Here is an 18,039-nt window from a genome sequence, read left to right as displayed (position 1 = left end):
GCATTCCAGGATCTGATCTATTCGTGAGTGCACACGATCACTCATTTCATATCCCAGGAGGCCATCCCATGAAACGCTCCCTCATCCACTGCGCTTTGCTGGCGGGCCTCTTTGCAGGCACGGCGCAGGCCCAGGTTCAAGTGGGCAACGGCGCCGTTGCCACCAAACCCGATACCACCGCGGTGGGCGACCGCGCTCAATCGTTGACCATAGGGGCCACGACCATCGGGGCAGACGCCCTCGCCGATGGCGGGGTGGAGGTGAATGAAAACGGCGTTCCGGGCGAGTGCCTGGGGGCCACCGCGGTGGGCAATCGCGCCACCGCCCGCGGGTGCAGCACAACCGCTCTGGGATTCTTGAGCGAAGCGCAGGGCCCACATGCGCTCGCCATTGGCTCTCGCGCACAGGCATTCGCGGTTTACGCCGTCGCCGTCGGCCCTCAAGCGCAAGCCACCGGCGACTTTGCGGTAGCCATTGGAGGGCACAGCTTGGCCAGCGGAATCACCAGTGTGGCCATCGGCTCTAATGCCCGTGCGCCTGGAGCCAGTGGGACCGCTGTAGGGCCGTCCGCAAAAGCCAATGGAAACGGTGGAGCGGCTTTCGGCAGCGGTGCGACTGCGCAAGGCGTTAACAACCTGGCGCTGGGCGCCGCATCCCAGACCGAGGGCGAAGGCGCATCCGCCGTCGGGCCCGGTGCCAACGCCACCGCCGACTTCGCGGTTTCCTACGGTTACGGCGCTGGCGCTGCCGGCGAGGCCGGCACCGCCGTGGGCCCGTGGGCCCAGGCGTTTGCGCCCTACTCTGCAGCCTTCGGCGCGTCTGCCACGGCCAACGCCACAGAAGGCGTGGCATTGGGGCCTCGTGCCGCGGCCAACGCATGGGGATGCGTGGCCGTGGGCGCCAACACCACCTGCGATGAAGAAGAGACCGCAGCGTTCGGCAACCGTCGTTTGACCCAGGTTGCCTTGGGCAAAGCTGACGACGACGCCGTGGTCGTCAGCCAACTGCGCACCGCCGTGGAAACCCTGGGCGCTGGCGCTACCGTAGTAAACGGCGTGATCGTGGCGCCGAACTACCAGCTGAGCAGCGGAAACAACCACACCACCGTGGCCGGCGCTATCTACGATCTCGACGGGCGCGTTCACCAGCTGGAGCAGAACCCTGGCGGTGGTGGTGGCACCACCGGCCCGCAAGGTCCGACCGGCCCGCAAGGTCCCGCAGGCCAGGACGGTAAAGACGGCAAGGATGGCGGAAGCAGCACCACGGTGGCCGGGGCCAACATCGAGGTCACGGACAACGGGAACGGCACCCAAACCGTTGGCTTGAAAGACACCATTGAGCTGTCCGAGCAGGGCTCGGTCCAAGTGGCCAAGGCCATCCACAACAGCGACGGCTTCACCGTCCAGGGCGGCCCATCGGTCACCCGATCCGGGATCAACGCCGGCAACCAGCGGGTAACCGGAGTGGCAGCAGGAGCGATCGCTCCAGGGTCCACGGACGCGATCAACGGTGGTCAATTGTGGGATTACCAGCGGGAGCAAGACGACCGCTGGAACCTGACGGACCGCCGTTTCCGCCAGCTCGACAAACGGGTGAGCGGTGTGTGCGCCATGGCCCAAGCCAACGCGCAGATGGCCACCTCGACGTCGGCTATCCATGGAGAGAACCGAAACCGCCTGGCCGTGGGCGTCGGTGGCTGCAGCGGCCAAGCCGCCATTTCCATCGGCTACACCCGCGACGTGACCACCCCACGCGGATCTCCATCGGCTTTCTCGATCGGCGTTTCCCGCAGCGGGCAGGACACGGCCGTGGGCGCAGCCTGGGCCATCGGTTGGTAACGAATTAAAGAATGTCAGCGGCGAAAGGAGGTGATCGTGTCTCGGCAAGGGCCCTTCGGGGCCCTTGTTCGTTAGCAGGAGCTTACATGAATAGCTGTAGGCGTCTTGAACCCTTCGCAGCAGGCTTGCCAACTCAAGATTCTGATCTATTCGTGAGTGGGTCGCTTTACTCAAGGAGAGACCATGCCCCACCACCACAAACTGGGACGCAGTGAGAAGTATCACACCCTGCCCCGCACCCTTTATGCCCTGCTGTTCGACGACGGGGGCTGTTACATCGGCCAAAGCTCAAACCCGCAGCAGCGGGAGAAGCAGCACCGCTCCCCCAAAGGCGGCTGGCACCGTCCCTTCCGGTTCCATGCGCTGGAAGTGGTGACCGCCACCAGGGCGGAAGCCGAAGCGTATGAGCAGGCGTGGCGGGTGAAGGCCTCCCGAGAGGGGTGGCGCATCTACGCCAAGCCACCGGGGATCGTGGTCAACCCGCACCGGCGGTCAACGCCGCACGTGCGATGGCTGGCCCACCAACGGCGGTGGCAGCTGGGAACACCGGTGAAAGCCCCCTCCGAACGCGTGGGGTGGTGGCCGTGGGTAGTGGTGGTGATCAGCGTTTTAACACTGGCCCGATGCGTCACCGGGTGAGCCCCATGTCGCGCTGTTTCGCGTTCATGCTCGGCACCTGAGGTTGCGGTTTCAATCCTGCGAGCAGCTCTTCGACGTCTTGAACCAGGTCGCGCATCGGAGCAGCCTGGGTCTCGGACAAACCGACGCTCAGCGCCATTTCTTTGTGTCGCTCGGTGCCCAAGCGTTCGGCCATGCGCTCCATCACGTCGTCCGTCGTATACATGCGGTAGCTGCCCTTGGTGAGGCGGGTGAACGCCACCAAGGCCGACTGCTGGTCGAGCATGCCCATGTTCGTGGCCAAGTGGTAAACCTCGGATTTCCCTTGTCCTTGCGCCTTGTGGACGGTCATGGCATACCGGTGGGCCAAGGCATTGTGTTCGCTCGTGTTGAATTGCACGATGCGCCCATTCTCCTTCGGATTCGAGCCCTCGATGCGCACCACCACGTCGTAGCCACCGGACTTGTCCTTCCGGATGCTCTCCACCGTGCCCTCGGTGCCGTTGATGACACCCAGGTCGTTGTTGGTCGCCGTGAACATCACACGATCGCGGCGTGAGAGCGTCAGGTCCTCCCACTGCCCTTTCACGATCGAGCGGAAGGTGAACTCCTCCTTGTCCAGCAAGCCTTGTTCCTGAAGCCCCGTTCGGATGCCCGTGGTGAGGGCTTTGACTTCAGAGCGCGTGTGGGCCAAGACCAGCTTCTCGTCCATCGGCGTTTTGTCTTTCAGGTAATCGTCCACCAACGCCTTGATGGCCTGTCTTTCCGTTCCGAAGTCGTTGATGCAGTTGCGTTGCTTGAGGTTGTTCAGGATTTCTGTGCCCATATCAAAGGTGCCTTGGCGGCTGCGGTGCCCGCGGCGCATGTCCTTGACCTTCCCCTGCTGGTCCCGCTCGTAGAAGCTGTTGGCGGTGATCAGGTCACCGGCGTTCTTCTGCCGGCGGATCTCGGTCAGCTTCGTGTCGCCCAGGGCCATCTTCGCCAGTTCAAAGCCGTTGCCCGCGGCGATGGGCTGAAGCTGGTCACTGTCCCCTTGCAAGATCAGCTTGGCGCCCACCCCTTGGCAGTAGGTCATCAACTTCAAGGTATCGCCGGTGGCAATCATCCCGGCTTCATCGAGCACCACCACAACGTTCTTCGTCAGTGCAACCTTGCCCTGCCGGAGCTGGGAAAAGAACTTTGCAACCGACATGCAGGGCATGCCGGACTCTTCTTCCAGCTTAGCCGCGGCTTTACCCGACACGGCCAAGCCCATCAACTGCTTTCCTTCGGCTTCGAAGCACTGCTTGTAAACCTCGGCCACGGTGGTCTTGCCGGTGCCGGCCAACCCCGACATGACCCCCACGCCGGCCGTGCCGTGGGTGAGGTGACCGATGGCGGCGTTCTGCTCCTCTGTGAGGATGAACCCCTTTCGCTTCTGATACGCGGCGATCACCCGGTCTACTGTGGAGCGGAACAGCTTGAGATCCGTCTCGTTCTCCCGCTCCTTCGAGCGGCGGATGATCTCGGCCTCCCATTCGACCATCCAGGTGGCGCAGAAGCGATCCTCCCGGTGCTTGCGCGCCAACCGAGTGCCACGGTCGTCTTTGTGGAGGTGTTCGGCTTTCACGCGCACCAGGTCGTCCTGTTCGGTGAACTCCTTCACCATTTTGAGGATCTCCTCCGCGTTCTTTTGCCCGGCGAACTCCATCCCCAGCTCCCGGACCAGGTCATGCTCGCAGAACATCGCCTCGTTCTCGTGCATGCGCTGCAAGACCTCATCAAACGTATGCGGGTCCAGGTGCTGGCCTTGGGTCTGCTTGAGCGATTGGGTGGTGGGAACCAAGTCTGGCCTTTCTCGGGCAATGTTGGCGAAGGTTTGCTGCCAGTCCTTTACCACCTGATCGAAGGGCGGTTCTTCCTTCTTCTTGCGGGTGGCCTTGCAGGCCTCGTCGTGGCTGGCGTTGGGGTGTTCTTTGACGTAGTCCAAGATTTCCTGGCGGCGGGTCTTCGTCTGAAGCACCAGCTCACGGTCGATGCCGGCAATCGTGGTGAGGATCTGGCCCGTCTCGTGCCCCATCACGTCCACCTCGCGTTCCCGCTGAACCCCATAGCCCAGCGCTTTCATCGCGCTGTAGAGCTCGGCCTTGTAGAGGTGATCGGCCGCATGGCGGTGGCGGTAGATCTCGATGGCATCAAACGTGCCCCAACGGCCGTCCTCCCCCTTCGAAACACCAAACGCGAGATGATGGGTGTGCAGATCGGATTCCACGTTCCGGTTGCTGACGTGGTCGGCGGCTGCCCAAACCAATCCCGCCGTGCCTATAACGTCTACGCCCGCTTCTCCGCGCCGGGTCTCTACCTTGCTCTCGATGTAGCGCATCGCCACGGCGCAGGCCTGGCGGTGCGCTTCCAAGATGGCCAGCTTCTCGCGTTCATCCGCAAGGGCAAACGCCACGCTCACGTCCCCGGGGGCGGAAATGGTCAGATCGAACCCCACCCGGTGGCCGCCCTCCCACTTCTCCATCGGCTTGCCGTCGTCGTCCAACCGCACGTTTCCCCAGCGATCCGTCTTGATGACCAATCGGGCCTCCTTGCCTGCGTTTTTGCACAACGGCCTTCCGGTGGGTGAGAAGCCCTTCCCCAGCTTTTCCATCACCTCGCGGGTGACCGGCTGCCCTTCCAGGCCGAGTTCGGCGGCAAGGCTGCCGCCCCAATTGAGCGTCTGCCGCGGATCAGGACCGCTGCCGACGTAGTAAGCCACGGCGCTGTCGATGGACAGGCGCTCGGTGGCCAGCATGTAGTCGAACATGTTGCCGTTGTGCTTGTTGTGGCCGCGGGCGTCGATTCGCGTGCAGTTGATCATGTGGCTCTCCGAAACGTTGACTGATCCAAGGTCCCAGAAAACGGAGAGTTGGCAAGGCCGATCACCGCTTGAAAAGCGCGTCGATTTCCTCGGGTGTCATGGTCAGCACACGCTGCACCGCATCGATGCCTTCGGCGGTGATTGGGAAGGCAGACGCGCCAGCGTTTGAAGGGGACGTTGCCGGCGACGGCCCTTCAGCCTCGGCCACCGGTCCGGCTGGCTTGGTGGTCCACGCAGCGGCCACCTGCCCCTCGCGAACCGTTTGATGGCTCTTTCCGGGCCATGTCAGCAACAGCACGTCTCCGCCCATCTGCACGATCGCCTCGATGCCCCACCTCTCGGGACCGTAGCGCTTGCCTTTGCGGAACCCCAGCCGGTCGGTGAGCTCACCGCTGGAAACCAAGGCGCGGCTTTCTTCGTGGACCTGGGCTTTGTCGTCGTGCCCACGCCAGGCGATTTTTCGCTTGCCGAGCTGGCTGGCCAGCTTGTCCCGGGTAGCCCCCATCTGCACTTGGCACACCACGTGGGTTCCCACCAGCGACGAGAAGGCCTGGGCGGTCTTGTCGCCGTAAACCAGCTCAACCTGGGAGTGATCCTGGACCGCCATGACGGCCACCACGCCTTTGCTGCGCCCCAATGCCAGCAAGGGATCGATGTTCAAGCGCCCTGCGCTGGTCAGCTCATCGAACACGAAGTAGAGCCCACGCCCGCCCTCCTTGTCCGGCAAGCCCGGCCCAATGAGATCCGGCACGGCCACGTTGATCATGGCGGCGATGTAGGCCTTCGTCAGGGTTGGATCGGGTCCGGATTGAACGATGACCTGCTTGCGCCCGGTGTAGTCGTCCCGTATCCACTCGGTCATGGAGAAACGGCGCTTCCCAACCTTGGGCCATGCGGTGGCCAGATCGTCGATGAGGCGGGTGAAGCCCCCCAGGGAAGACAGCACGCTGGACGTGGTTTGGCTCTCCGGGTCACGCACCAGTGCGGCGCCTCGGGGGTAATGCGGGCGCATGCCTGCGGCCATCTCTGCGGCGGGGCGGCGCACCAAGGCCGCCAGATCGGGCCACTCCCACTGGCCAGGCCGGGTGTTTTGGAGCTCGCGCACGCACCCAATCAACAAGTCCTGAGCGGCCATGCTCCAGAACTTGGCGTTCCCGTCGCCCTCCGGAATGATCGAGGCAGCGAACGCCGCCGCCTGGGCGGGGGTCCGCACGTCGGCGGCAACGTCCCACACGTAGGACCGCGCATCAAAAGGGGACACGATGATGGGCCTTTTGAGAATCGACGTGAAGTCGCCTTTGATGTCGTAGAGGAATAGCTTTGCGCCCCTCTTTCGCGTCAGTTGTTCCAGGATGTGCTTGAGGATGACGCTCTTGCCCGAACCCACCGAGCCGGTGATCAGGACGTGGCGCGCCCAATGCTTTTTAGACAGCAACAGATCGGGGTGGAGGGACAGGGCGAAGGGATCCGCCTCGGCTTCCTTGGGTGTCATCGAGCGGTGCCGGGCCTCGTCCACAGCCTCCTTTCCATCCAGCAGCCTCGGTCCAGACAAATGCCAAGTGTTGCTCACCGGCTCAGCTGCCTTGAGGAACATGCGAAGGCCAAGGCCCACCGCCAGCAGAAGCGACACCCCGATCCGGGACCACGTCGCCACTGGGTGGTGGTAGGACACCAGTTCGATGAACTCCCGTGCCGGAGCACGTGCCGAGATGCCAGCGGTCAGGAAGTGAAAAGCGGTCACCAGACCACCTTTCAAAGCATCGGCGAAGCGGATGAGCGAGCCATCGGGATTCGGCAAGAGCCAGGCAACGCCCATGCTCCCCACGTAGGCCAAGCCAAAAACGAATGCACCGGCGAGAACGGCGCGGTGCCAGTATCGGACCGGCTGGGAAGGCGCAACGCTGCCGGGCACGTCACCCAGCGCGTCAAAGGGCTCGGGTTTGCTCATGTCGGTGCATGCGCGTAGGGGTCCGCCCTCGCCACCCTGGCTGCTCAGGATTGGCGCCGTGGGCCATCAGGTGGAGGCAGACCCGGGCGTGCCTGTGAAGCGCGGCGAGGTGGAGCGGCGCCCACCCGTGGGCGTTGAGGGCCGCCACGTCGGCGCCGGCTTGGACCAGCGGGGTGACCAGCGAGGCGTGACCAAACCGGGCCGCATGATGCAGTGGCGTGTTGCCGCTGGCATCGGGCAGCCGGGCGTCCGCGCCCATGCCGATGCAGGCCAGCAGTGCTGCTTCGTGGCCCGCTCGGGACGCCCCCACGAGCCAGGCTTGCCACGGTGCGTTCTCCCGCAACCGGTTTGCATCCGACAGCCGAGCCCGCGCCTCCTCCACCGCCATCGCCATGCCTTGGAAGAGCGAGGCGTGCTCTGCCATGGACAACCCAGCCACCCTCTCTGCCAAGGTGCTGTAAACCATCGGCTCGTCACGGTCTGCCAAGCGCCTCTCGTAAGCACGCACCAGGTCCCGTGTGGACGCTCGCGTGTGCGCGTCGAACCCCAGGCGATGTAAGCCCCAGCGCAGGTCCACTTGGGGCGCATCATCGTGCTTCCGCTGGCGGACCTGCCAGACCAGATCGCCCAACCGCCCCTCGACAGGGGCAACGCTCAGGGCGTGGGCACGCGCCAACACTTGCGAATCGTGAAGGCCTCTGGACGCTCCGGCTTCGCGCGCGAGCGCGCCCGCCAAGGCCTCCGCTCGTTGGAGGCCGAGGGGACGCAAGAGGCGCAACAGAGATTCTTGGATGTCCATCTCTATTGTTGTAAAGCCGAATCCGCGACCGTCAAGAGAACGTGTCAGCTGTTGAGGCGAGTAGCCACCGCAACACTGAAATGCCGAAGAATCCCAGTGTCATGCCAGAGCTTCTGCCCTGGGCTACTGCTGTCCAGTTCCTGAAGCACATTGTCCAAGCTTCTTCCAGCCAAAACCTGGGAATCCACATACCCGCCGACCAAGGCGAAAGAACTCAAATGCTCGGGAGCAACGTCGGGAAAACGGTGGAAGTTGGTGTTGTTGATATTCATCTGATCCTCCTGCAGTGGTAAGCCAATGTGCCTCATCGGAAAGGTCCAGCTCGATCGCTGGTGAACTAATGGGCTAACGCGTCAAACACTGTCGCGTGGGCCAAAGACGATTCAACCCAGCATGTAGAAAATCAGCGCGGGATAGAACCAGAAACCAAAGCCCTCCCAGTCAAAACGGCGCCAACGCTTCCTGCACCTCGCGCAGCTTGAGCCAGCGCCAGCTGCTCATCGGAAGGAACTCTGGACCACCACCCCGATGGTCACAAAGCCCACCGCCGCTATGGCCATTACCTTGAGCAGAACCGGAACGGCCGGAGGGTAGGCGAGGACGGCCGTTGCGAAGGCCGCGACCAGCAGGAACAAGCCGGTCAGCAGTGGGACCGCGTTTTCGAAAGCGAAGTCTTTGATGGCATTGAACAACGTGGACATGGCGGCTCTCCTTTTGGTTTTATGAGTAGGTCTACCTACTCGTTACATAACCATTAAAGCACCGTCAAACTGGACGTCAAGACGCAAAAATGCCCGATTCTGCGAAGAACCGGGCAGATTTGAACATCGGTGAAAATTACTGTCGAAAGACGTTTGGCTGGGCCTGCTTCTGGTGCTTCTCCCAATCGTAATTGGCAGCGTAGTCCTTCATGAAAGCCGCCTCCTTCAACGAACTGCGGGCGTAATCGGCGTATCCCAGGCGCCCAGATCCGTTCTCCATCCGCTGCTCACGGGTCAACATGGGAGGGCTCTCCTCCCGCTGGACGCTGCGTTGCTGCCGCCACTGCGCAACGGTCGCATGAACCACCTGCTCGTGCCTGTCGTCCGGCTTTGCATCACGAACGGCTTTGTCGGCCTCCTGGATCTTTGCCTGGAGCGCGGCGATCTGATCGGGCGAGGCCTTCTCTGCCCACGCTAGAACGCGCTGTCGGCGTTGCTCGATGGCGTCTTGGTCTTGGGCCACGTTCTGCTCGAAGTCCGCCCGTGCCGCGCTGTCCTTCTTGGGCGGTGGGCGATCGCCCAGAAGCCGCTCGTTGCGCTGCGCCTGGAGTGCTCGCAGCTCGGTCATTTCTTCGATGGGTTGGGAAAGGCTGTCGCTCATGTTTGTTCCCTCCGCTGGGGTGAATGGGTTCATCGTTGATCAATCCGCAGGTTTGGCAAGGGGGGTGAGCCCCCTTGCCTATCCGCATCAATCCGCATCGGGCAGGAGCTCTGCCAGGTCGAACCGCTTGATGCCAGCCCGGTTCAACGCCACAACGGCGTGACCGCGGGGCTCAAGAAGGGCGGAATACTCCTCGCGCAGGAACAGCGGCTGCACCTCGCGCTTGCCCCCGGTGGGCATGTCGATGTCGCGCGCGATCTCGTCTTGGCCCAGCGTGTCCTCCGATCCAATCCGCCAGCGGCGGCCCGTCACGGCGTCGATGCGCGAGGCCGTCAACCGCCCGGCCCCTTCCATTCGCATCTTGTCGTAGGCGGACGCGTAGGCATGATCCGGGTCGTTGAGCACGGAGTGGCGCCAATTGTTCATGCCGCCTTGGTAGTCGATGCCCCGGGTGCGCTGTTTGAACGTGGTCAACGTTGCCTGTCCGAACCGCTTTTCCAGGTATTCGTGGGTGTTGTGCGAGCACTTCAGCGCGATCACCGATTGCATCGTGTTGGCCATCAGCTCCGCCTCGTTGACTGACCCAAAGGCGTTGACCAAGCTTTCAAACCCTTGCGTTGCAAGCACGGGCATCAACCCCAGCGAGCGCGAAACGGAGAACAGGTTGATGTCATCGGCCGTCAACAGCAGGTGGGCCTCGTCCATCATCAGCATCACCTCGGTCTGGCCGGGCAGTGCTTCACGCCATTTATCACCGTATGCACCACGCCCTTTGATTCCGTTCATGACCCGCTGTTTGAGCAGACGCATCATCATTTCACCTGCCTCACCGAATTGGGTCGGGGGCAAGAAGAGGCCTACCATGGCTCCATAGAGCGCGTCGGAGACGTCCACCTCGCCCGTCTCAATCGAATGCCAGGGCATGTCCGTCTTGCTGTCACGCAGCTTTTCGCCTCGCAAGAGCTTCTCCAGCAGCCCTCGTGAGTTGAGCGTGAACGATTGCCTCTGTTCCGGATGCATCGCGGGAATCTCCAGGAACGCCCATTCCAGCGAGCTCTGCAGCTGAGACATGGGACGGAAGAGATCCGGGTGGATGGTCTGCGGAGCGCTCTCTTGACGAAGGCGGTGCTGTTGCAGGTAGGCCGCGTAGGCCAGGCGCCCTTCTTCGTCATGGCTCGTGTCCGCCTCTTCCAGGCCCAAGTATTTCACCACCTCCATTAGCTTTGGACTGGCACGAGGCGCGGGACTTGCGGGAATCACGCGTTCCACAATGGACAACAACTTGTGGTGGTGGAATGGCGTGTAATGCCATTGCCTGTCGTCACTCACCGGTATTCGATGGATGGCGATCTGCTCGGCGATCCGCTCGATCAATGCCTCAGTTTCGGCCACGTCCTCGCCCAGCTTGCGCTGTTTGACCAGCTCAAGCTCCGCGTCCATCTGTGCACGCTCCAACCCTTCCAGCTTGGCCGAGCACCAGGACCTGTAAGCCATCTCGTGATCCACGAGCGCACGAAGGATGATGCCGGTGTGGTAGAGGAACGCGTCACCGCCGTCCATCCAGAGCTTGGAACTCTCGTCCACTCGCCCACCGGCTGCACCGCGCAATGCCCGGACGATCTGATCGGGCGCCAACCCTTCGTAGGGCCCCACGCGCATTCCAGGCTTGACGACGATATCGAACAACCCTTCCAGATCCGCGATGATTGCTCCGTCCTTACCGTCAGCAATGAGAGCACCGCCGGCCAGCTTCTGCCGCGTCAAACGCTCCCTTACATCGCCTTGGTCCGACGCCACACACGCCATTGCCAAGGCAGCTTTACGGAACCGACGAGCGATGGGTCGCAGCGCGGCATAGGATTTGCCCGAACCGATGGCTCCGAACACGAGCAGGCCCTGCTGGCAATCGCGCCATGAGAACATCATCACGGTGCCCAAGTCGGGTGAGTAGCCATAGCCCTTGTCGGACAGGTGTCCCGTGGCGCGCCCGATGGTGATCAGCGGGGTCTTGTCCCGCAGGGCCGCCTCGGCTTGCTGTTCACGCGCCTTGACGTGCGCGTTGATCAGCGCCCCCTGGGTGGCCAGGTTGTTGTCGTTGTTCTGCAGGTAAAGCCGGGCGGCGTTTTGGACAAAGTTGCCTTCGGCGTATTGCATCGCATACATGCATGCCAGCACGTAAGGCGCCGCCTCGCCCAAGCCAAATGGCAGGACCTTGGCGACCACCAGTGTGGCAAAGATGAGCCCCACCCACTTCATCGCTTGAATGAAGCGCGCGGCTGTCCCGCCAATGACGCCCCGGTGCGGGTGCGAGGCCGCCGCCACAAAGCAAACCACAAACAGGATGCCGACCAAGCCAAAGGCCCACCACAGGTAGGTCCTGGCGATCTGGGCATACACAGCCATGCCGCCGGCTTGCATTGCCACCTCGGTGCCGCCCTTGCTGTCCCCAACCACGAACTGAAGCGCCATCGGAACCCACTGCAACAGCACCCATGCCTTCAGTGCCTCCTTCATGCCCTCGCCTTGCTTGAGGGCAATGAAATAAGGAATGGTCAGCAAGAGAGCTATCACGCCCGCCCCACCAATCCGAACGAAGCTTTCCAGCGTCGAGGCGGCCTCTAGCTTGGTCCACCCCATAGAAACGATCAGGCTCACCAGGAAGGTTGCCAGAACGCCGATCACGGGGAAGGCGAGATACATCAAGGGAGTGGCCAGGCTGTCGCCGCCCTGCCCCATGTCGTTGCCCTGCAGAAAGCCCTCGGCACGCCGTCCAAGCTTCGTCGTGATGATCCGCGATTGGGTGTCACGCAAATCTTCCGGAACCTTCGGCCACCACTCCTGGAATTCGTCCTCGCTGCGTCCGTCGGGCACCTTGAACACCTGGGCGTTCTCGTCCCAGACGGCGCCGCACTCCAGCGCGAAATCCCGATCAGCCTCCGGCACATCGAGCTCTCGGCTGCGAACGCGATCGGTCACGTCAAAGCGACCCACGAGGTTTTCATACTCATCGTGGGACTTGACGATGATTTCTTCTTTCACGCCCGAAGGCTCGCCGCTCTTCCGTCGGAACTTGCGGCCCAGGCCGCTCGTCCAGTCCAGAACGTTTAACAAACTGATTGCTGCCATCTCTGTTTCCCTCCCCTGTCAAATCAACGAAGCCAATGCGCCAAGACGGCAAGCACCAAACAAAGCGGCGCGCACGCCAGGAAGCCCGCTTTGGCCACCCAGCGCTCTGCGACCTGCTCAACCTTGCTCGCGTAGAGCCGATCCTTGGTCCATGCGTCATACGCGGCGTCGTCTCTGACCGGAGGCCTGCGATCGGCCCGCAAGTAGTAGAAAGTGCGGCGGACGCCTTCACTCAGGTGGCCTATGCCAAATGATTCAGGGCTGCCGAGGAACAAGCGCCCGTGCAGGTTCAGCCACTTTGATCCGAAGTGAAGTTTTCCGGGTTCCCGGTATTGCGTGAACAGCCACTTGAACATGTCTCCCCCCTATTCGTGAGTAGGTCACTTCTTTCTAGATCGAATCCGCGGATGCGCAAGGGGGATTAGTCGATCCCCGACTTCTTCGCCCAGGCGTCCAGGTCTGCATTGGCTTTTTGCTGCCAGTCGTTCCGCGGTTCGGCGGCTGGTGCGGTGGCCTTCCTCGGCAACGGGGCGATCGCACGTTTCGGCGAAGGCTTGGGCTGGGACGCAATCGTCGCTGACGCTGTCACATCGGGAGCGGCGACCGGCTCTGGCTTCTCGATCGCAGGTTCTGGCTCGGCCTGCTCTGTAAGCACTGCTGGAGCAGGCGCGACCACGGGGGCTTCCACCACCTCGGGCAACTGCTCGGGAGCGGCTGGAGTAGCAACCGGTGCCACGGGCTGCGGTGTGCTCGGTGGCACCTGATCGCCTTTCCCATGTAAGAAGTAGATCGTCCCCACGACCAATGCCGCCGCCACCACGCCGCCTACTGCCCAATGCCAGCGAGAGCCGGGCGTGGAATGCAGTGACGCTTGCGATGCTTCTGAAGACTTGGCGTCGGGTGAGGGGCCAAGCTCCTCTGCGGCAGCGGCGGTCAACTCTCCCTGCCCTGTCGAAACGTCATCGGTCACCTGCGGCTCTTTGACAGCATCTGCTGGCTGATACGAAGTGGCGTCCGCCTCCGGTGTAAATCTGGTGGCTTCCACGACAGGCCGCTGTTCCGTCACTCCTGGCTCAAGATTCGTTTCGCTCACGCCAACCGCTTCTGCTTCGACGGCAATTGCCGCTGGCTCCCGGGCGGGCAACGCATCGACCAAGTCCTCGGGTCCCACCTCGGCTTCGCTCGGCTGGACGGTGGGTCCAGACTCGGCTTCTGCTGCCTGAACTCTTTCCTCCGCGCTCCTTGCCCGCTTGGCGTCCACGGTCGCCTTGACCTCCTTCGCCTTCTCGGCAGCGGCAGCAACGCCCTTCTGGGTCAACTCGGCAGTGCGCCTGCTGATCACTCCGGCCCAGTGACTGGCAGCTTTCAGGTTCTCTTTCATGCCGTCGGAAACCAGCCGCTCTTCTTGGGTGGGCGATGCGGTCGGGGTTGCCCTGGCACGCTCAAGCAGCTCCTTGCGCTTGCGCTGCAGCATTATTTGGTTCTTTTCTTCTGGGGTCATGTGGGCTCCTTGAATTGGGAAAGGACGCCCGAGCATCGACAGACACCCGGGCGCGAGATCACCGGACGTCAGGCACCGGGGTAACGACGATCACGGGCTCACCGCTGCCGCAGCGGTCGTCCACCGTGACCTTGGACAGCGCACCACGCTTGGCCAGCTCCACGATGGGCACTTGGCAGGCGGCCTTGTCGGCTCCTTGGAACACCACCGTCAACCCGTTGCTGGACTTGTTCAACAGACCCGCGAACTTGTCGAGGAAGGCCCGAGTGTCGCTGTCCAAACGCTTCATGTCGGTGGGGTTGTAGTTCAAGCGCAACGAATCCAGGACGGCTTCCTGCTTGCCCTCCACGGTTTCAGTCTTGGTGACCACTTCGGCCTTCATGCCAGCCGCACGGGCGGCGTCGGCGGCCTGCTCGGCGTGTTCCCGCTGCTGGTTCACGTAAGACGCCGAAGCACCCACTGCAGCACCCGCGGCGCAAGCGCCCAGGGCCTTGTCTTTCTTGCCCGTGAGCAAGGCGATGGCTCCGCCGGCCACACAACCGATACCACCGGCCTTGAACAGACGCTTCTTGTCGGCCTTGGGCTTGCCATGGTCCGCCGCGGCGTGCACTTCGTCAGGGGCGGCTTGGGCGGAAACGTGAAGCGGCATGAACGCCGCCAGGCAGAGAGTGAGAGGAAGGGAAAAACGTTTCATGGGATGGATCTCCTGCTGTGGGGAAAGTTAGGTGCGTGGAGCAGTCATGGGTCCGGTTGCGGGCACCTTTGCCGCACCAGGATCTTTGGGAGAGGGTTGCGAGAGGGCCGCAGTCACGACCTTGCGAAGCGCTTCTTCGTAGCGCTGAATGGCGCGGTCCTGCTCCGCCTTCGTTTCGTCTCGCAGCCGCCGCAGATCTTCCTGGAGCGCACTCCGGAACAGCGCGTTCTCTTCCCGCAGCTCGTCAATGAGCTGCTCCAAGTGAGCGTTGGAGTTCTCCAGCACACTCGCCACAGACATGGAGGTGTTGTGTCGCTCCAGCGCCTCTCGCACGTAGGCGCTGAACCCACTGCCCGATTCACGGGCAAGCCGCTGAGCAAGTTTCAGTTGCCCACGGTCGAGGTTTACGTTTTGACGAACGAACGCCATCGGTCGAGTAACTCCGCATCGGGATTACTCCACCGATACCGCGAATCTCGGAGTTGGCAAGACCCCACCGCAGGAGCCTGAAAAACAAGGGCCAAATGAGCTAACAACCACTGACGCTGTCTCCATTCGCTGGTGACACGGTCAGGCCTTGATTGCATTGAGGTTTCGGCAGATGTGAGGCCGATTTTTGGGCGAAAAACGCACTCCCACTTCAGTGCGTCATGTGTATGACGACTCTAGGGAACCGTCCGGGCTCCTGCTTCTCTGCCACTGCCGACACTGCTTCCACCCACGCTGAGCTCTTGCAGTTGCTTTTCGGCGGACCCTTGCGTGTTGCCCCAGGTGCGCTATTGGTGGTCTACGCCCCTCGCCCCACAGGACCGCCGCCCACGCCATGCCCACGCAACGCTCCCGCTCTTCCACCCCTCACGCCCACCGATGCCCCACCCCGGGAATCCGTGCAAAGTTTTTCAGCCCACCGTTTCGCATTGCCCCGGATCCCCAGGACAGGTTGCCCTCGCCCACCCGATGCACCGCCCCACGACACCCAAGCCACGTTGGTTTTAGTCAAACGTGTGCAGTGCCATTGGATGCACCGACACCGTGCTTTCCGAATCTTCCGTGGGCAGCCAAAGAACCACTGGAAGGAACCCGCAAATCCCTCGCACCAATTCGTTTTAGTCAAACGAGGGTGCGCGCCATGGCCTCCATTCACCGCCATTGGCCTTCAACGATCCGCCTGCTGTCGTTTCAGGAGTGCTCTCATGAACACCGCTGACCTGGACGCGTTTGCCCGTCGCGTGCTGGCCTTCCATGCCGTCCGTGCGCCTGCCACCCCACGCTGGGCGCTGGACGTGGCCCGCCGTTCCGAAAGCCCTGTGTGCGCTTTCTGCACCGCCCCCTTGGACTTGGACCGTAGCCATTCGTGGGGGCTCTCACCGCTCGTTCCGTTGAGCCTAGCCGGCCCAAGGGACACCGAGAACCTGCGCATGGCTTGCAAGCGCTGCATCACCGAGCGGGGCACCCGTGACCTGTTGGCCTGGCCCGAGTTGAGCCAGCGGCTGCCACCAGAACCCTTGGACGCCCTGCTGGCCGACCGGCTGCTTGTCCTCCAGCGCTCCGACAACCACCTGGTCGAGGTGGGGCGCTTTGCCAAGCCAGCCACCGTCCTTGCCCAGCTCCAAGAGCGCTGGATACACCCCCGGTTCGTCGTTCACGCCCAGAGGCATTCGGACGGCTGGATAGTGGGGTGGCCACTGGCCCACCGTGCCCATCTGACGCGAAACGACTTGGCCGCGCTCTTGCGCAATATGCACCAAGGCCAATGGCTGGAACACCCCGACGTGGTGGCCTTCCGGTTAACCGAGGATGTTTTTCAAGCGGCGGTGTGGCAGCTGATCGCCCTCCACGCGTTGGTCATTCCCCTGCCTTTGGGGACTGCTCTCCCTCCCGACCGCTCCTTTGAGAACCGGTGGATGGCCCGGTATCCAAGCCTGCGCCAGATCCGACTGCGGCGACAGGGCACGCACGAAGCACCGTGGCCTAGCCAGGCCAAAGACCACATTCCGGCTTACAGCGACAGGCCCAACGCCGTTCGCATGCGGACCCAGCGTCAAGCCGCACGTGAGGGGGAAACGAAGGCCCAGTGGTTGGAAGCAAGGCGGCGTTTGGCGAAGCGAGACGCGGGCGTGGCAAGTGGGACGCTGAGGGCATGGTTGCCCGGGGAGCGGGCAGCCATGCAGGCCGATGTGGACGATCTAGCGTCGTCGTGGTTGGAGGCCCGCCAGCGGAAAGTGCAAGGCCGCTCTCAGCGGCCGTGATCCACTACCATTAGCTTCGCACCCAACTTCGAACACCATCCGGCATGGAAAGCGAAAAGGAACGCATCGCCAAGTGGCGGGCGGAGAAACAACGACGACGCCACGAGGAGAAGAGCCAAGCCGCCAAGCGGACCTACAGAAGCCTATTTGCCATCGATGACGATGAGCTGACCGATCCACCCGAGCTTCAGGAATACTTGGTCCGGCAGAACCTAGCCAAGGGCAACCTCGCCCGCCGGATGAGCAGCGGTGAGGTCCAGTTGGCGCTGAACACCTGGGGCTTGGACGAACTGAACCAGCTTTGGAGCATGCGCCGAGAGAAGCTCACTTACCTCGAAGACGCCGCCCTCCTGTTGGCCCATATCCGACACCGATCCGGCATTGACCCAAAGCTGCGCCCGGCAGCAGAGCTGCTTGGATACGACGCCATCCAAGCACTCTTGGGAGTGCTGGAAGAGAGCGGGCGGTTGGCAGTGGAACAGGCATTGCCCCCGGCGGCGGAAGCCGTCGTGGCCGAGGGCAAGCGGGTGGAACAAGTCCTTCGGGTGATCCGAGAGGGCCAAGCCGAGTTTCGCAAACGCCTAGTCGCCCACTACGGAGCCGTGTGCATGGTCACCGGGACCGCCTTGGCAAGCGTCATCGACGCCGCTCACATCGTCCCCTACAACGGGGCAGCCACCAATGCTTTGAGCAATGGCTTACTGCTACGGAAGGACATCCACGCGTTGTTCGATGCAGGCCTGTTAGCGATCGGGCCGGACCTGGTCGTCTACGTCAGCGCGGGGGTGGACGATCCGTTCTACCGTTCGTTGGACGGAAAGGAGCTCTCGCTGGACGCTCCGCCCAAGATGTCCAAAGAGGCCCTGCGGCGGCGACTGGCGGGCAATGAATCGTCCGAACTGGAGGTTGCCAGCCTTCCCCAATGAGCCGCCCCAAAGCTCCGGCTGATCGGACAAATCGAACCATTGCTCATGATAGGAACGCCCTCCGCGTGGATCCGGAAGTTCAATCAACGGTTCTTCGCGCCGTAGGCGTATGCCTGCTCCCGCCAGGGGACGC

At 62.7% G+C, this 18,039-nt stretch carries 15 protein-coding genes; 4 read left to right on the top strand and 11 right to left on the bottom strand.

Annotated elements, in window-relative coordinates:
* The first annotated feature begins 68 nt into the window (after positions 1–68).
* Both N5C18_RS19255 and N5C18_RS19250 read left to right on the top strand, forming a co-directional pair.
* Entirely contained in the window at positions 69–1,838 is a 1,770-nt protein-coding gene (locus tag N5C18_RS19255) for an adhesin (protein WP_071227570.1), read from the top strand.
* Between the two features lie 183 nt (positions 1,839–2,021).
* A complete protein-coding gene (locus tag N5C18_RS19250; RefSeq protein WP_071227569.1) occupies positions 2,022–2,477 on the top strand; it encodes a GIY-YIG nuclease family protein in 456 nt (151 codons plus the stop codon).
* Here N5C18_RS19250 and mobF read toward each other — a convergent pair.
* The 11 genes from mobF to N5C18_RS19195 form a co-directional block, all read right to left on the bottom strand.
* A complete protein-coding gene (gene mobF / locus N5C18_RS19245) occupies positions 2,467–5,301 on the bottom strand; it encodes a MobF family relaxase (protein ID WP_279945432.1) in 2,835 nt (944 codons plus the stop codon). The genes N5C18_RS19250 and mobF overlap by 11 nt on opposite strands.
* Positions 5,302–5,362: 61 nt before the next feature.
* The gene (locus N5C18_RS19240; RefSeq protein WP_279945431.1) at positions 5,363–7,249 is read right to left on the bottom strand and encodes a helicase HerA-like domain-containing protein; all 1,887 of its coding nucleotides are present in this window, start codon (positions 7,247–7,249) and stop codon (positions 5,363–5,365) included.
* On the bottom strand, positions 7,227–7,736 hold the full coding sequence (locus N5C18_RS19235; protein ID WP_239591824.1) for an ankyrin repeat domain-containing protein: 510 nt from the start codon (positions 7,734–7,736) through the stop codon (positions 7,227–7,229). The genes N5C18_RS19240 and N5C18_RS19235 overlap by 23 nt, the downstream gene beginning before the upstream one ends.
* Before the next feature lie 356 nt (positions 7,737–8,092).
* A complete protein-coding gene (locus N5C18_RS19230) occupies positions 8,093–8,320 on the bottom strand; it encodes a hypothetical protein (RefSeq protein WP_239591825.1) in 228 nt (75 codons plus the stop codon).
* A 225-nt stretch (positions 8,321–8,545) separates the two neighbouring features.
* Positions 8,546–8,749 (bottom strand): hypothetical protein, encoded by a 204-nt coding sequence (locus tag N5C18_RS19225; RefSeq protein WP_071227564.1) that lies wholly within the window; start codon positions 8,747–8,749, stop codon positions 8,546–8,548.
* A gap of 136 nt (positions 8,750–8,885) precedes the next feature.
* Complete coding sequence (locus N5C18_RS19220) at positions 8,886–9,410, bottom strand: hypothetical protein (protein WP_071227624.1); 525 nt, start codon at positions 9,408–9,410, stop codon at positions 8,886–8,888.
* A gap of 87 nt (positions 9,411–9,497) precedes the next feature.
* Positions 9,498–12,536, bottom strand: coding sequence for a TraM recognition domain-containing protein (locus tag N5C18_RS19215; protein ID WP_164207848.1), 3,039 nt, complete (start codon positions 12,534–12,536; stop codon positions 9,498–9,500).
* 23 nt (positions 12,537–12,559) lie between these two features.
* Entirely contained in the window at positions 12,560–12,892 is a 333-nt protein-coding gene (locus tag N5C18_RS19210; protein WP_071227562.1) for a hypothetical protein, read from the bottom strand.
* A gap of 65 nt (positions 12,893–12,957) precedes the next feature.
* Positions 12,958–14,037, bottom strand: a complete 1,080-nt coding sequence (locus tag N5C18_RS19205; protein WP_239591826.1) for a hypothetical protein — start codon at positions 14,035–14,037, stop codon at positions 12,958–12,960.
* Between the two features lie 58 nt (positions 14,038–14,095).
* A complete protein-coding gene (locus N5C18_RS19200) occupies positions 14,096–14,731 on the bottom strand; it encodes a hypothetical protein (protein ID WP_071227560.1) in 636 nt (211 codons plus the stop codon).
* Between the two features lie 27 nt (positions 14,732–14,758).
* Positions 14,759–15,160 carry a hypothetical protein gene (locus N5C18_RS19195; protein ID WP_071227559.1) on the bottom strand — a complete coding sequence of 134 codons (402 nt, stop codon included), beginning with the start codon at positions 15,158–15,160 and terminating at the stop codon, positions 14,759–14,761.
* 764 nt (positions 15,161–15,924) lie between these two features.
* On the opposite strand from N5C18_RS19195, the gene N5C18_RS19190 reads away from it, so the two are divergent.
* Both N5C18_RS19190 and N5C18_RS19185 read left to right on the top strand, forming a co-directional pair.
* Entirely contained in the window at positions 15,925–16,980 is a 1,056-nt protein-coding gene (locus N5C18_RS19190) for a hypothetical protein (protein ID WP_279945430.1), read from the top strand.
* 44 nt (positions 16,981–17,024) lie between these two features.
* A complete protein-coding gene (locus tag N5C18_RS19185) occupies positions 17,025–17,906 on the top strand; it encodes an HNH endonuclease signature motif containing protein (protein WP_279945429.1) in 882 nt (293 codons plus the stop codon).
* Positions 17,907–18,039 lie beyond the last annotated feature (133 nt).

Source organism: Stenotrophomonas sp. GD03930 (assembly GCF_029839665.1).
Classification (GTDB): domain Bacteria; phylum Pseudomonadota; class Gammaproteobacteria; order Xanthomonadales; family Xanthomonadaceae; genus Stenotrophomonas; species Stenotrophomonas forensis.
The sequence above is the reverse complement of the archived record's forward strand: the minus strand, read 5'-3'. Positions and strand labels throughout refer to the sequence as shown.